Annotated in this window: 10 protein-coding genes; 3 read left to right on the forward strand and 7 right to left on the reverse strand. The window is 71.5% G+C overall.

Annotated elements, in window-relative coordinates; genetic code table 11:
- Positions 1-4,766 precede the first annotated feature (4,766 nt).
- The 5 genes from cbiE to FHS42_RS13060 form a co-directional block, all read right to left on the reverse strand.
- Positions 4,767-6,131 (reverse strand): precorrin-6y C5,15-methyltransferase (decarboxylating) subunit CbiE, encoded by a 1,365-nt coding sequence (gene cbiE, locus FHS42_RS13040; protein WP_376772577.1) that lies wholly within the window; start codon positions 6,129-6,131, stop codon positions 4,767-4,769.
- A 76-nt stretch (positions 6,132-6,207) separates the two neighbouring features.
- Positions 6,208-6,846, reverse strand: a complete 639-nt coding sequence (locus FHS42_RS13045; RefSeq protein ID WP_184572274.1) for a GNAT family N-acetyltransferase — start codon at positions 6,844-6,846, stop codon at positions 6,208-6,210.
- 143 nt (positions 6,847-6,989) lie between these two features.
- Complete coding sequence (locus FHS42_RS13050) at positions 6,990-7,835, reverse strand: MetQ/NlpA family ABC transporter substrate-binding protein (protein WP_184572276.1); 846 nt, start codon at positions 7,833-7,835, stop codon at positions 6,990-6,992.
- A 192-nt stretch (positions 7,836-8,027) separates the two neighbouring features.
- Positions 8,028-8,822: a methionine ABC transporter permease gene (locus FHS42_RS13055; RefSeq protein ID WP_184572279.1), complete on the reverse strand. Its 795-nt coding sequence runs from the start codon at positions 8,820-8,822 to the stop codon at positions 8,028-8,030.
- Entirely contained in the window at positions 8,819-9,895 is a 1,077-nt protein-coding gene (locus FHS42_RS13060; protein WP_184572291.1) for a methionine ABC transporter ATP-binding protein, read from the reverse strand. The genes FHS42_RS13055 and FHS42_RS13060 overlap by 4 nt, the downstream gene beginning before the upstream one ends.
- Positions 9,896-10,560: 665 nt before the next feature.
- Between FHS42_RS13060 and FHS42_RS13065 the strand changes: the two genes are divergently transcribed.
- Together FHS42_RS13065 and FHS42_RS13070 are read left to right on the forward strand one after the other, a co-directional pair.
- Positions 10,561-10,929 (forward strand): hypothetical protein, encoded by a 369-nt coding sequence (locus tag FHS42_RS13065; protein WP_184572293.1) that lies wholly within the window; start codon positions 10,561-10,563, stop codon positions 10,927-10,929.
- A gap of 214 nt (positions 10,930-11,143) precedes the next feature.
- Positions 11,144-11,530, forward strand: coding sequence for a hypothetical protein (locus FHS42_RS13070; RefSeq protein ID WP_184572396.1), 387 nt, complete (start codon positions 11,144-11,146; stop codon positions 11,528-11,530).
- Between the two features lie 198 nt (positions 11,531-11,728).
- On the opposite strand, the gene FHS42_RS13075 is transcribed toward FHS42_RS13070, so the two are convergent.
- Both FHS42_RS13075 and FHS42_RS13080 read right to left on the reverse strand, forming a co-directional pair.
- Entirely contained in the window at positions 11,729-12,322 is a 594-nt protein-coding gene (locus FHS42_RS13075; RefSeq protein WP_376772578.1) for a GNAT family N-acetyltransferase, read from the reverse strand.
- 955 nt (positions 12,323-13,277) lie between these two features.
- A complete protein-coding gene (locus tag FHS42_RS13080; RefSeq protein ID WP_184572297.1) occupies positions 13,278-14,423 on the reverse strand; it encodes a glycerophosphodiester phosphodiesterase in 1,146 nt (381 codons plus the stop codon).
- Between the two features lie 253 nt (positions 14,424-14,676).
- On the opposite strand from FHS42_RS13080, the gene FHS42_RS13085 reads away from it, so the two are divergent.
- Positions 14,677-15,345, forward strand: a complete 669-nt coding sequence (locus FHS42_RS13085; RefSeq protein ID WP_184572299.1) for a lysophospholipid acyltransferase family protein — start codon at positions 14,677-14,679, stop codon at positions 15,343-15,345.
- Positions 15,346-15,447 lie beyond the last annotated feature (102 nt).

A 15,447-nucleotide genomic window follows, 5' to 3' on the forward strand; every position in this document is an offset into this window, starting at 1 on the left:
GCGCCAGGAGCCGCTTCCGCACCGGACATCGGGCCCTGGCCGGGGGGCGTGCTGGGACTGAGGGTCGGGTCCGTGGCGGGGGCTGTGTCCGTAGCGGGAGCTGTGTCCACGCCAGGCGTCGGGTCCGTACTAGGCACCGGGACCGGTTCGGGGTGCGGGTGGGCGCCGCCGGTCGCCTCGATGTCTTGCGGGGCGGTGGTTACCTGAGCGGCGGCGGAGTCCGGTGCCGCAGCCGATTCCTGCGGCGCGGCGGTCATCTGCGGTGTGCCTGCGGTCTGCGGCGTACCGGCGGTGCTTTGGGCGGTGGGGGCAGCGAGAGCCGGCCCGGCCGGGGCCGCTGCGGGCTGGGCCACGGACGACTCCTTGGCCTGGGGGGTGCCCGGGGCCTGCGGAGCCGTCGGGGCCTGCTCGCCCCCCTGCGTCCTCGGTTGCGCCGGGGCGCTGCCGCCGGCAGGAGTGGCGCCCGCGGCCTGGTGGCCCGCGGGGGGCTGCGCATCGTTCGGCGCGCCCTCCCCAGTTTGCGGGGGTTGCGAGGTGTGTGGTGCCTGCATGGCCTGTGCTCCGTCCGTAGCAGCCGGTGTGTCGGAGCCCGAGGGCGCGGCGCTGTTCTGCGCCCCGCTCTGGGCCGATGGCTGCTGGCCAGCAGGCTGGGGCGCGGGGGCGCCCGCCGCGACACCTGCCGTGGCCTGATCTGAAGTTGCTGGTTCTGGCGCCCCCGCCGGGTGGGCTGGGGCCGTGGTGCCGGAGGCTGCGGTGTCCGCGACGGCCGGAGCGTCCACGCCCGGCTGCGCAGCGGGAGCCGCTGCCTGCCCCGCAGGCGCCACGGTCCGTACCGCGGTGGCCGCGGCCGGCTGGTCCTGCGCGACAGCCTGGGCACCCCCGGGCGCGGGCGGCGCGGCCTTCGGCGCAGCCACCTTCCCCTCGCTGGGCGCGTTCTGCGAGCCCTTGGCCCCGGTCGTCGGAGCGTCCGCCGTTGCGGGCGCAGCGGCCATGGCCACCTTGCCGCCCGTCGCACGCGTGGCAGTCGGGCCGCCCTTGCCTGGCTTACGGCCATCGCCCACCGGGCCGGACGCGGCCGGACGCGCCGCCGGTACGGCCGAGCCGTTTTGGCCCGCGCTCGTCTCGCCAGCGCTCCCAGCTGCGGCCGTTACCTCGGCAGCCTGTTCACCCGTGGCCGCGTCGCCGGCACTGTGCACAGCGCTCTCAGCAGGAACATTCGGCGCGGCGCTCGCGTCCGCAACGCCTCGACCCGCGGTCACCTCCGCGGCGTTCTGGGCAGCGCCCGGCTCGGTGGCCTCGGCGGAGGTGGCCTGCGGCTGACCCACGGTCGTGGCGGGACTGGCTTCGGGCTGCCGCTCGGCTGCCTGCGGCTGTCGCTCGGCAGCGGACGGCACGCTCTCGGCCGGTGCGCCCGCGGCCGGTTGGTCCTGCGCCGGTGCCACGGGTACGGGAGGCGTCTCGGCGGTGGGCTTCGCCGGCGCAGCGGCGGGCTTGGCTCCCGTAGCGGTCCGTCGAGGCTTCGCCACGATAGACCGGCCCTTCACCACGGGCCGCGCCGCCGGCACGGCCTTGACCAGTACCGGGGGCGCCTCCTGCTGCTGCCCGAGTTCCCCGGGCTTCGCTGACGCTGCGTCGGCGCCCTGCACATCGGCGGTGCCCTCAGCGGCCTGGACCGGCGCCGGGCCCGCGGGCGCGGCGCCATTGGCGACGGCTGCCGTCGCGTCGGAGGGTGCGCTGTGCTCGGACTGGGGTGCGTTCTCGGCAGGCAGTGGTGCGTCCTGTTCGGGCTGAGCGGGCTGAGCGGCTGGGGTTGGTCCAGGCTGGGCGGCGGTCGCCTGGCCTACGGCCGGGTCGGCGGCGGTTTCACCAGGCGTTGCGGCCTGCTGCGCCGGGGCGCTTGGGCCCGCCGAAACGACCGCTTCCGCCGAAACGACCCCGTCCGCCGGGGTGATCTCTTCCGCCGGGGCGGCCGAGGGCGCGCCGGCTGCCTGGCTGTTGGTGGCCATCGGCTGCGGAGCAGCGCCGGCCTCGCCGGGCGCCGCATCAGCGGGAGCGTCCGGTTCGGCGGCTGATGACTCGGCGGTGGTCGGCTGAGCGGCGGCCGGCTCGGCGGGGGCAGGCTGCCGTACGGGCCCTGTGGGGCTGTGTACGGCCGGCGAGTTAGCGGGCGTCGGCTGCGCGCCGGTAGTGGCTCGCGTTACGCCGCCCGTACCCGCATCGGCGTGGCCATCGGTATCCAGGGGCGCGCCCGGCCCGGCGGCAGCGGCGTCGGCGCGTACCTGAGTGGCGGGGTCGGCGGGCGCCGCGGTTGCGGCGGCAGCCTCGGCAGCGGCCTGTGGCTCTGTGGTCGGTGATGGTTCCGCGGGGGCCTGGGGCTCGGCGGCGATTGGCTGGCCCGCAGGGGTCTTCACGACCTTGCGCCGCCTCCCCGTACCCGAGGGCACGTCGCTGGCGTCAACCGGGCCAGCCACGGTCTCGACCGTGGCCGCACGCCGCGGCCTGCGCCGGCTCCCGGTCGCCCCACCCGACTGTTCCTCTGGTCCAAAAACCGCCTCGTCGCCCACGGCCGCCTGCGGCGCGCCGGTGGGCTGAACCTCGGATTGACCGGTGGCCGCCTGGGCGGTGACCGGCTGAGCGGTGACCGGCTGGGCCGCATCGGCGCTCGGGGCTGCGGGCGTCGCCAAGGCGTCAGCATCCGAGGTCTCTTCAGCAGGGGTCGCGCCGTCCTCGGGAGTGTTCTCCGTCTTCGGTGGCGGGGTGGCAGCGGCGGCCTGCGGCTGAGCTGCCGCGTCGGCGGCCTTCGCGGGCCCGTCCGTCGTCCGCTCACTCGGCATGGCGGCCGGTGCGGGTGACGACGCCGATACGGGTGCTGCTGCCGATACGGGTGCGGTCGCCGGTACGGGTGACGAAGCGGCAGCGGCGGGCTGCTGTGGGGTCGCGGTGCCATCGGCGACTATCGCGACGCCGGGAGCCGGTTCGAGCGGGGCCGCTGGGCCTTGGGCCTGCCGCGGCTGGCTGGCGGCCTGTTGCCAGGTAGCGCCGCCGTCCAGTGCTACGGGCTGCGCAGCGGACGCCGGCTGAGTCGGTGACGGTGCCTGCGTCGCGCCGGCGGTTGCTGGCGGTTGCGCTCCGGTCGCCTGCGCCGGTACGAAAACGGCAGCCCCGCCCGGCCCCCGGGCAGGGGTCGGCTCCGTGGTGGCGGCCTCCTCCGGCTGCGTACCCTGCGCGGCCTCCACCTCGGCGGCTTCTGTCACCGGCGAGCCACCGGTCGGCCCGGCGCTCTGCGCTGTGACGGGTGCTTCAACGGTCATGGGCTCATGCGCCACGGCGGGTTGCCCGGCCGCATCGGCGGTGCCGCCGCCGGGGGTGGGCTGCGCCACCGGGCCCGCCACCGGGCCCGCCACCGGGCCAGCGACCGGCGGCCTGCCCACGACGCGCGGCGCCTCGTACCGCGGCGGCTTGGGCCGGCTCTGCGCGGGCAACGGCTGCGCCTGGGGCGGCGTGGCTCGCCCCGTCTGCTGCGCGCCAGCAGCCTGCGGGCGGGCGACCGTTTCTGCTGGGGCATCGGTGCCTGGCTGGGGCTGCGGGTGCCAGGGCGCGGAGAGCTGGGGCCCGGCCACGGCTGCGGGGTGACCAGCGGGCAGTACGGAACCATCGCTGATGCCTGCGACGCCCGCGACATCGAGGTATTCGGGCCCGCTCGCGATCGGCTCTGCCGTCCGCAATGGCCCCGGCTCCGCTGCGGCAGCCGAGCTGGTCGGCGCCCGGCCCGGGGTCTGTGGGCCCGCGTTCGATGCGGGGCCCACGGGGGCGCCCGCAGCCGGGCCCCGGTCGGCGAGTGACCGTACGATGCCGCCGGTCTGTTCCACAACCGGCGGGCCCATGTGGAGGGGGCGCCGCACGGGCCCGGCCTGGCCGGCAGCGACCGGCTCTGCCGAAGGCGCCGGCTGCCCCTGCGAGGCTGGCTGTTCCTGCGGGGCGGGTTGGGCGGGGGGCAACGGCTGTGCGGGCGCGGCGCGCTGCGGGCCGCGCACCTCGCCGTACTCGACCGAGCCGGTATGCCGGCCGCCGTCCTCGTGCGCACCGTGGAACCGCGCGTCGTGCGGCTCCCCCTCATTGTCAGGCAAGCCAGGCGAGCCAGGCGAGCCAGACGCGCCGGGCATGTGCGTACCACTCATCCGTGCATCGCTCATCTCCGTGCCCGGTGCCTGCTGCGTCGTGGGCGTCGGCGCGCCCGCGACCTGCTGTGCGGGCCCCGTTGGCCCAGTGGGGGGCTGGGCCTGGCGATAGCGCGGCTGTTGTTCCATCCAGGCCCCTTGCGCACCAGGCATCAGGAGCAGATCATCGTCCTCACCGTGCTCCCCCTGATCCGGTTGCTCGTCGTGCTCGTCGGCGTGGAAGGAGTAGGCCACGGCCGTCTGTCGGCCCAACTGTGCCGGCTGATTGCCTGGCGCGGAGTCGGCAGGGGCGTGAGCGTCCGCTGAGCGCGGTCGTCCGGGCTGTCCGCCTGCGTTCCCCGACAGTCCCTCACCTGGGATCTCGCCGGTGTCAGTCATGCGTACCCCTCGCCCATCGCTAGTGCTTCTCCCAACCGCTTTCAAGCAAGAACGAGCGTCCGTCCTGTGCGGCACGTGGCGCGTCCCCCGCCCACGTCGCACCGCAGGCCCCGGAAGGGGGTTGCGCCCGGGTCATTGACGAGACAGCGTCACCTACCGGGCGGCGGTACAACGATCTGCCAGCCTACCCCCGGGGCTGCTTCGCGGGGGTCATGGGTGGGGTCGGTGTCCGCAGAGCAAGAAGGCCACCGCGCGGTCGCGTTCCGACCAGGCGCGTGCGTCTATTTCCATGGCCTGCATCATGACGCATTCCACGCCGTAACCGCCGTCCGAGAGCGCCCGGCTGACGGCTTCTGCCTGGTCACGCGTGGCGGCGTGGGTGACGATGCGCTCCGGGCGGCGGGCCGCGCAGGCGGTGACGACCGCCGCTCCCCCACCGCCGATGCGGACCACATCCGGCTCCGGCAGGTCTTCGAGCACCTGTGGCGCCCGGCCGTGCACCACCTGAAGTTGCACCTGAAAACGTCGGGCGACGGCGGCAATCCGGCCGCAGGTGTCCGCATCCTGGTCAACGGCGATGACCGCGGCGCCGAACCGGGCCGCCTCGATGCCAGCGGCACCACTGCCCGCGCCGATGTCCCAGACCAGGTCGCCCACGCGCGGACCCAGTCGGGCGAGTTGAGCGGCGCGCAACCAGGTGGCCTCACCCTCACCGCGGTCGGTGGTGGCTCCGTAGGCGGAGCCGGGCAGCGCCCAGCCGCGGATGGCGGGCGGGTAACCGGGATCGCGGCCGGCGATCCAGCCTCCCCCCTGCGCGCCGGTGGGCGCGGTCACGGGGGCCGAGCCGCCGATGACGATGACGACGTTGGGATCGCGCCAGGTGTGGTCGGCGACCTTGTCGGAGGTGAGGACGGTTGTCTGTTCCTGCTCGGTGCCGAGCGCCTCGCAGATGACGAACGTACGGTGCACGGGGCCGAGCAGCAGGGCGAGTTCGGCGGGCCCGGCGCCGGGCGAGGTGAGGACGGCGACTTTGGGGTGGGCCCGGCAGACGTTCACCGCGCGGCGCAGGTCACGACTGTGCGCGCTGACGACCTGGGCGTCGTCCCAGGGCATGCCGGCGCGGGCAAAGGCGGCGGCGACGGCCGAGACGGCGGGCACCACCTCAACCTCAAGGCCGTGTTCGGGCACGCGCAACGCCCGTACGACGCCGAAGAAGCCGGGATCGCCGTCCGCGAACACCACGGCCGAGCCTCGGTGCTGGGCAATGCGGCGGGCGGCGAGATCGACGCTGCCGAGCCGAATGCGTTCGGCGCCGGGTGGCACTCCCGGCAGCGCCAGATGGTGCGCGGCGCCCGCAACCAGGGTGGCGGCGCCCACGGCGGAGCGGGCCGCGTCCGTCAGGGGGGAGCCATCCCATCCGATCACCGTGACGCGGTCGGCCATCTGTGTCAGTCTCCTGGGCTGTGATCGCGGGTCCCCACAGGGGATGGGGCAAAGCAGTCGGGCGGGAGCGGAACGGCACGGAGGAGAGTCGAGACAAGCGAGGAAAGCGAGGAAAGAAAAGACGGGCCGCATGAGCGGGCCAGGAGGGCCTGGTGTGCGGGGCCCGGTGAGCGTACCCCGACTGGTCCAGACCGGTGGCGTTGGCTGCTCAGCGCCAACTGGGCAGTGCGGCGTAGCCGGAATCGTCGGTGAGCTGCCCGGGGCTGCCGTCGAAGTCCTCGGGCAGCAGGCTCCACACAAGGAGATCGGTGCGGATGTCGGCCCAGCCGCCGTCTTCCGTACGCGAGCGCGCTATCCACGCGTTGCGCAGTACGCCCTCGCTGATGCAGCCGACCTTCTGGGCGACCTGCTGGGCGGCGGTGTTGTCGGCGGCGGTGCGCAGTTCGAGGCGCTCGAACTGCTGGTCGCGAAAGAGCCAGTCGGCGACGGCGAGTACGGCTTCGCTGGCGTACCCCTCTCCCCTGGCCCAGGGCGCGGTGGCGTAGGCGACCTCGGTGGACAGCGTGCGCCAGTCGGTGTGGACGAGGGTGACGATGCCAACCAGGCGCTGGGTGAGGAACTCGGCGACCGCGAAGACGATCCCGCGTCCCTGTGCGCGTTCGGTGGGCGCCCGTCTGGTGACCCAGTCCCGGGCTTGGTCCGCACTGTAGGGGTGGGTCACGGAGGTCCAGGCAACGATCTGCTCGTCATTCATCATCTCGGTCAGCGGGGGGACGTCGGCAGGCTCCAAGGGGCGCAGCTCCAGCCGGTCCGTACTGATGGATACGTCCGGAAAGGTGCGTGTCATGCGCTGCTCCAACGCGGAGAGATGTACGTGCCCGGGGCTGTCTGAGTGCACAAGCATGCAGCATGCGCCCGTGAATGTGCCATGTACGACGGCCCCGCGCACGCCCAGGGGGTGCGCGGGGCCGTAGTGGCGGTTGCCGCGGGTCAGCTCTGCGGGGCTCCGAACGCAGGGATGACGGCGCCTTGGTACTTGTCCTCGATGAACTTCTTGACCTCGGGCGAGTTAAGGAGCTTGGCCAGCTTCTTCACGCGCGGGTCATTCTCCTTGCCCTTCTTGACGGCGAGGAAGTTGGCGTACGGATTGTCCTTGGCCTCTTCCAGGGCGAGCGCGTCCGTGGCGGGCTTGAGCTTGGCGCCGATGGCGAAGTTGCCGTTGATGATCGCGGCCGTTACATCCTTCAGGCGGGCCGGGATCTGCGGGGCCTCAAGCTCCTTGAAGTCCAGGCCCTTCTTGTCCTTGACGTCCTTGAGGGTGGCCCCGCTGCCGACGCCGGGCTTCAGCTCGATCAGGCCGTGGTCGGCGAGCAGCTTGAGCGCGCGTCCCTCGTTGGTGACGTCGTTGGGCAGCGCGATCGAGTCGCCGGGGCCCAGTTCGGCGAGCTTTTTGACCTTCTTGGAGTAGAGGCCGAGCGGCTCGATCTGGACGTTGACGACCGGCACGATGTGGGTCTTGTTCTTCTGGTTGAACTCGTCCAGGAAGGGCTTGTGCTGGAAGAAGTTCGCGCCCACCTCACCGTTCTCGGTGGCGGTGTTGGGGAGGTTGTAGTCGTTGAACTCCTTCACCTTCAGCTTCAAACCTGCCTTCTTCGCCAGCTTGTCCTTGACGAACTTCAGGATGTCGCCGTGCGGTGTGGGGCTGGCGGCGACGAGGAGCGCGGAGTCCTTGTCGTCCCCGTCGTCGGAGTCGGAGGGCGCGCTGCACGCGCTGAGGGCGAGGGCCGCCGCGACAGCGACCGCCGCACTGGCGGTGAACTTGGTGGACTTGCGCACGAAGAGTGCCTCTTTCTTGATGTTCTTGAAGTTCTTGATGTTCTTGACGCTCTTGATGCTTATGCGTCTTTTTACGTTTTTACGTTTTTACGCTTTGACGTTCTTGTGGACTCGCTGCCCCGCGTACGACGCCCGGCAAAGGGTCCGAGCTGATGAGGGCGGTGCGCACTACGGCTCTCAGCCGGTCCGCTGTCAGCCGGTCCCCGCGCGTGCGGATGCGGTGGGCCCGTCGCCGGGCGCCACCTCGGCAGCGGGCCGGGGGGCGAGCTCAGCGATGGGCTTGCGGGGCCCGCGCCGCCGCAGCCAGCTGGAGCCCGCGGGGACGGTGCCGGTGCGGCGGCCGATGATCCGCACCACCACATCGCCGATGAACTGCACGATGGTGACGACGACGACGAGCAGCACGACGGTGACGAGCATCAGCCGGTCGTCCGAGCGCTGGTAGCCGTTGACGATCGCCAGGTTGCCGAGACCGCCGCCGCCGACCGCGCCCGCCATCGCCGAGTAGCTGATGAGCGTGATGATGGTGGTGGTCAAGCCCGCGATGAGAGAGGGCAGCGCCTGCGGCAACAGCACCTTGAACACGATGGTCCAGGTGCCGCCACCCATCGACTGCACGGCCTCCACGAGACCGCCGTCAACCTCGCGTATCGCCGTCTCCACCAGCCGGGCGAAGAACGGAGTAGCGCCGATCGCCAGCGCGACCACCGCGGCCGTGGGCCCGATGGAGGTGCCGACGACGAAGCGGCTGAAGGGAATGAGCGCGACAATCAGGATGATGAACGGCAGCGAACGGCCGATGTTCACCACGGCGCCGACGGTCTTGTTGACGACGATGTTCTGGAGCTGACCGCCTCGATCGGTGAGGACGAGCAGCACGCCGAGCGGCAGCCCGGCCAGCACCGCGTAGACGGTGGACCACCACACCATGTACAGGGTGTCAAGGCCGGCCGTGTTCAGCTCGGGCCACATCTCGGACCAGGTCACTTGGCACCTTCCTTGACCAGGGCGGCGGCGGGCGCGAGTGCGGCAGCGCCCGCGGCGGTGGGAACCGTGCCCGTGGGCGCGATCTCGACGTTCAGGCCCTGCTCGCGCAGGAAACCGATCGGCACCACGTTCTCCTCGAACGGGCCCGGCAGCTCGATGCGCATCCGGCCGACCTGCCGTCCCCCAACGGTGTCCATCGCCGCACCGAGGATGGAAATGTCGATGTTGTACGTACGAGAGAGCTGCGAAATCACCGGCTGACTGGCGGTTTCGCCGAGGAAGGTGACGTCCACAACGGTGCGGTCCGCGCCGGAGGCCTCGCCCCCGACCGGGAAGAGCTCGCGGGCCAGCTCGGAGCCGGGCGTGGCGAGTACCTCGGAGACGGTGCCGGTCTCCACGACCCTGCCGTCCTTCATCAGCGCGGCCGAGTCGCAGACCGTCTTGACGACATCCATCTCGTGTGTGATCAGCAGCACGGTCAGGCCGAGCTGCTGGTTGAGATCGCGGAGGAGTTGCAGGATCGAGCGGGTGGTCTCCGGGTCGAGTGCGGAGGTCGCCTCGTCAGACAGCAGCACCTTGGGGTCGCCCGCCAGCGCGCGGGCGATGCCAACGCGCTGCTTTTGGCCACCGGAGAGCTGCGCCGGATAGGACTTTGCCTTGTCGGCGAGGCCGACGAGGCCGAGCAACTCGATCGCCTTGCGTGAGCGCTCCTTGCCGGAGACGCCGAGGATCTCCAAGGGAAGCTCGACGTTGCCCTGCACGGTGCGCGAGGAGAGCAGGTTGAAGTGCTGGAAGACCATGCCGATGCGGCTGCGGGCTCGGCGTAGCGCGGCGTTGGCGCGCTGGCCGTTTCCTGCGAGCGCGGTCAGGTCGGTTCCGGCCACGGTGACCGTGCCGGAGCTGGGGCGCTCCAGGAGGTTCACGCAGCGGATGAGGGTGGACTTGCCGGCGCCGCTCTGGCCGACGACGCCGAACACCTCGCCCTCGCGGACGTGTAGATCGACGCCGTCGAGTGCGGTGACCTCGCGGCCTCGCGAGCGGTAGACCTTCGTCAGGCCCGTCGTGGTGATCACAGGGGGTTTCCGTCACTGTCGAGTGCGCGGCGGGTGAGGTGCCGGCACGGGGCATTCATTGCGGAACGCGGCATGCGGAGTTCTCCGGCGAGTCCGGTCGGGTTTCCGTCCGGCTCGGCTTCCGGCGCCGCGGGGCACGTCTCACGTCGTACAGGGCGTACGGACGTAAGGCGGCGCACGGTCTCGCTTCGGGGCGCGAGGCTCCGGCAGGGGCCCTCAGCGGTCACACATTCGACACATACAACGAGCACCGGGCGACATGTTCGCCTCGGTCGCAAGGGCGCGGCTGCTCGTGGTGGTCATGGGCGCAAGTAAACCAGACACACATACGACCCGATCAAGCCTGTCCGCATAGCGGACTTCTCCGATCAGTACGTGGACGGGCCGTGGCTGCGGTCACTCGCGTACGAGTAGTTCCACCCTGCCGCTCGTGGCCTGGACCGACACCTGCGACAGGACCTTCATCACCACATCGGCCTCAAGATCGTCGGCGGGCGTGGTTGTGGTCAACGCCACGGTCCGCAGCACGGCGGCGCGTACCGGAAAGATGACCTGTTGCGGTCAGGGGGCGCGGGTCAGGCCCGGCGCGGGGGCGATTAAAGTCGTCGCATGGCTGTCAATCCCTGTGTGCGCCGCCTCACGCGCACCCCCCAGCGGAGGTGCCGGTGTTCGACGCGCTGACGTGGGCGGTCAGTCTGACCGCACTGGCCCTCGCCGCGTGGTGCGGCCACGCCGCCTACCGTGACCAGCCGACCAAGGACTGGCACTTCATCGGCATGGCCGTGGTGACGGTGCTGGCGCTCGTGCAACTCGTGGTCGGCATCGTACGGCTGGCCCAGGGTGATAAGCCCGCCGACAGCGCGACGATCTTCGTGTCCTATCTGATCGGCTCCGCCTGCGCCATTCCGGCCGCGGGATTCATGTCGCTCACGGAACGGACCCGCTGGGGCTCGGTGACCGTGGCCGCTGGCGCGGTGGTGCTCGCGGTGCTTGAGGTGCGGCTGTGGGATGTCTGGGGAGGCGGTCATGCCTGAGCCCGAAAGCGGCCAGCCCCCTAGCGGCCGAGCCGAAAGCGACCGGCCCGACAGCGACCGATCCGACCGTGCCACACCTGGCGGCGCCTGCTCTGGCGGCGCCACGCACGTACCGCAGGGTTCGCCCCCCGAGTTCTCCGCCCAGGAGCCCGCCCCGCTAAAGGACCCCGCGAGGACACCGGGGTGGGCGGACCGCGTCGGCAAGGAACGGCGGCTGGGGATCGGCTCGGGGCCCGGACGGCTGCTGATCCTCGTCTACGGGGTGTTCACGGTCGCCGCGGCCTCCCGCTCGCTGTACCAGCTCATCGCCCAGTACGAGGATGCGCCGCTGGCCTATGTGCTCTCGGCCGTCTCGGCGCTGGTCTACGCGTTCATCACGCTCGCCCTGGTACGCGGCGGCGAGGGCGCCCGGCGGGCGGCCCTGCTGTGCTGCGCGGCCGAACTGGTCGGCGTGCTCGTCGTGGGGACCTGGACCTTGGTTGAGCCCGCCGCCTTCCCCGACGAGACGGTGTGGTCCGACTACGGGATGGGCTATCTCTTCATCCCGATCTTTCTGCCGGTGACGGGCCTGCTCTGGCTACGGCGGGCGTCGCGCGCCTAGCCCGCGCCGCCGGCTAGCCAAACGCCGGACCGGCTGGAATGTCACCAGCCGATCCGGCGCTTGACCACTGTGCCCCGCTCCCGCGCACATCGCAGGCGTGCGGTTTCTGCTACCCGGACCGCAGGCGCACGGTTTTCGCTACGCGGGGTCTACGCACGAACTTCGCTCCACGACGGGTGCGCAGCTCTTGCCCGGGCCTCACGCACTCGCGGCGAACGCCTCCGCCGACGCCCTTTTCTCCAGTGTGACGACGCTCAACGAGCGGCTGATCTGCTCGGTGCCGATCTGCGCGTAGCCGCACTTGCGGTACAGCCGCAGATTGCCCTCGCTGCGGTGGCCGGTGCTGAGCCGGTACCGCTTGACCCGCTCCGCCGCGAGGCGAGCCTCGATCGCGGCGAGCAGCCTGCCGCCGAGGCCGTGCCGCTGCATCCGCGGGTGGACGATCAGCTTGGCGATCGCGGCGGTGCCATCCTCGTGCACAGCGCCGCGTACCGACCCGACGACCTCCTCGCCGAGCCGGGCCACCAGCACCCAGCCGTTGCCCAGTTCGGCACGGAGGTCGTCGAAGGTTTGGGTCAGCGGCTCGATGGAGTAGTCGCCGTACAGCTCGGCCTCGCTTTGATAGCAGAGGTATTGGAGCTTCAGGATCTGCTCGGCGTCCTGCGCGGTCGCCGGAGAGATGGTCACGCTCATGCCCATGTGCGCATGCCTCCTCTGTGAGTGCTGCCGCCGCGATGAGGGTGACGTTGCGGCGGAGCGTGGGTGCCCTGACAAGAGTCGCCGCGGGTTCAACGTCGTCTCCGTGGCGCCGATTGTCTACCGCTCCATTCCCCATGGTTCAAGAGCCGCAACCTCCGCCGTCAGCATTCTGCGCAGGCATCCAAGGCAACGGGAACGTACGGGCCCTAGACTCCCCTGTGAGATTCCCAACTCGCCGGCGATTTCACGGTAGGTCGGGTCCTGCGGCGACATCATCGCGGACAGCACACTCGGACACCTACCGGGCAGTCTGCGCACCGCCGCCCGCACTCGGCGTACCTCGTCTGCGGCCAGCGTCATCCGTTCGGTGCCCAGCGCCGCGGGGTGTGCGGGGCCGCCTCCTTCCACGGCGTCGTACGGCACCTCCCTGCGGACCCGCCGCCGCGCGTCCTTGGCCTCGGCCCGTACGGCAGCGCGTACCCAACCCGCCCAGCAGCCCGCGGGCCGCGCCGGCAGGTCGCCGACCGAGGGGCGCTCCAAAAGCCGCAGCCAGACACCCTGTTCGAGGTCGGCCGGGTCACATCCGGACCCATGCGCCTCGGCCGCCGCCTCCGCCACAAGCAGCGGACGCAGCACCTCCATCAACTGCTCGCTCTCCCTGCCGCCCTCGGGCCCCGCCCCAGCGGCCGGGCCTGCGGGGCTGCCGGTACTGGGGCTCGCAGCGGGGCTGCCGGTGCTGGCTTCGGCTGGCGTGCGAGGCGGGCGGGGCGGAGCAGGCGTACGAGGGCTCACTCGGGAGGGCGGGAGGCAGACGGGTGCGGCGGTGCGCGGACTGACGGCGGAAGGCGCAAGGCAGCCGGGCACGGCGGTTCGGGGCTCCATGCCGCGCTAGACAGCCCCTTGTTGGCGCCCGGTTGCCGGTCGGGCCCCGCGTCACCCGACCGGGCGTGAGCCCCGCGCCGCTTGACGCGGCAGGGCGCGGGCCGCGCCGCGCGCTCCTACGGAGCCAGCTACCTGTTCAACGGCGGCCGACCCCGTAACCCGTCGGCTACTTACGCACGAAGTCGGCGCGGGCGAGGAGAGCCGTGTCGGGGTTGTCGGAGAAGATCCCGTCGATGCCCTGCTCGAAGTAGACCTGGAAGGCGCCGAAGGCGTCCCCGTACGCGGTGGGGTCGGTGCCCTTGCGGAAGTCGAGCGGCAGGAAGGTGTTCTCGTTACGCATGGTGTACGGGTGCACGATGAGCTTCTTGGCGTGCGCGTCCTTCACCAACGTGGTGGGCGTGCCGAGCTTGCCGCTCTTGTCGCGCGGGATGATCAGCGACAGGTCCGGGCCGATGCCGCGCGCGAAGCCGGCGATCCACGCCAGGCCCTTGGGGGTGACCAGATCGGCCACGGTGCGCGGGTCCCCCGACTCGACGAAGTCCCAGGGGCGCGACGAGGCGTTGGACAGCAGCACCACGCCAGGGCAACTGACCAGCTTGCGCAGCCGCTCGATGCTGCTGGGCTCGAAGGACTGCACGAAGTTCGGGGAGTTTTGCCGATGCCGCCCGTACGCGCGCAGCAGCTTGGCGAGACGCGGCTCCAGCGCGAGGCCAAGGCCCCGGAAATAGCTGGGGTGCTTGGTCTCGATGTGTAGCCAGATGCGGCGTCCGCGCCGCTTGCCCTCGCGCTCGGCCCACTCAAGGACCTCTTCGAGGGTGGGCACCTCCCAGCGGCCGTCGTAGAGCGTGTTCTCCTGCCGGGTGCCGGGGATGCGCTCCTTGGCCCGCAGGGTCTTCAGCTCGGCGAGCGTGAAGTCCTCGGTGAACCAGCCGGTCAGCTTGGCGCCATCAACGGTCTTGGTTGTCTTGCGATCCGCGAACTCGGGGTGCGCTGCCACATCGGTGGTCCCGGTGATGTCGTTCTCGTGCCGGCACACCAGGTGCCCGTCCTTCGTCGGCACCACGTCCTGCTCGATGACATGGGCGCCCATGTCGAGGGCGAGCTGGTAGGAGCCCAGGGTGTGCTCGGGCCGGTAGCCGCTGGCGCCCCGGTGGGCGACGACCGTGGGCACCGGCAGCTCGTTGCCACCGTGGTGGCCGTGGCCGCGCCCCACGGCAGCGGCCGTGCCGGCCCCGGACAGCGCCATCGCTCCGGCGCCGATGGCCGCGGCCCCCAGTAGGGTCCGTCGCCCGGGCCGCTGCTCCTGCTCCATACGTACTCCTCGTCTCGGTTTGGCAGGGCTGATCGTAGGCAGGCGCACCTTTCGTATGGTGGGCATCGGGCCCAACGTGACGCGAACAGCCGTCAACCTCGTGTCCCGACTGCCGGGCCCAATGTGCAAGCGCACGGTACCCGCGAGTATCGTCCTCACCTGCGCGGGTGTCCGGCGAGTCAGCGACGGGCGAGTTTGCGTACCGCGGGGCGTACCACGCGCCGCATCCGACCACCATTGACCGGAGGGTCCGTTGTCCCGCATCGTGCTGAAGGCGTTTCTCGGAGTGCTCATGCGCGTCCTGTTCCGCCCGAAGGTGGAGGGAGCGGAGCGCATCCCGGGGGACGGGCCGGTGATTTTGGCCGGTAACCACGTCACGTTCATCGACTCGATGTTTGTCAGCCTGATCGTCAAGCGGCCGATCTTCTTCATCGGCAAGGACGAGTACGTCAAGGGCACGGGGCTCAAGGGCAAGGTGATGGCTTGGTTCTTCAGCACCGGCGGCATGATTCCGGTGGACCGCGACGGCGGGCACGGCGGCGTCGCGGCGCTGATGACCGGCCGCCGAGTGCTCGAAGAGGGCAAGGTGTTCGCCATCTACCCCGAGGGCACCCGCTCCCCTGACGGCCGCCTCTATCGGGGCCGTACCGGCGTCGCCCGGCTCGCGCTCATGACCGGCGCCACCGTGGTCCCGTTCGCGATGATCGGCACGGACAAGGTGCAGCCCGGCGGCAAGGGCCGGCTGCACATCGCCCCGGTGACCGTCTGCTTCGGCCAGCCGCTGGACTTCTCCCGCTACGAGGGCATGGAGCGCGACCGCTATGTGCTGAGGGCGCTGACCGACGAGGTCATGAGCGAGGTCATGCGGCTCTCGGGCCAGGAGTACGTGGACATCTACGCGACGAAGGCCAAGGCCGCGTAGCGCCCTTCGCAGCACTGGGCCGCGCACCGCGCTGGGCTCCGCACCACTGGCCCTCTTGCCGCGCACCGCCCGCAGCCGTTCCGCACCGCCCGCCAGTTGAGT

Source organism: Streptomyces zagrosensis (assembly GCF_014203645.1).
In the GTDB taxonomy this organism is placed as follows: domain Bacteria; phylum Actinomycetota; class Actinomycetes; order Streptomycetales; family Streptomycetaceae; genus Streptomyces; species Streptomyces zagrosensis.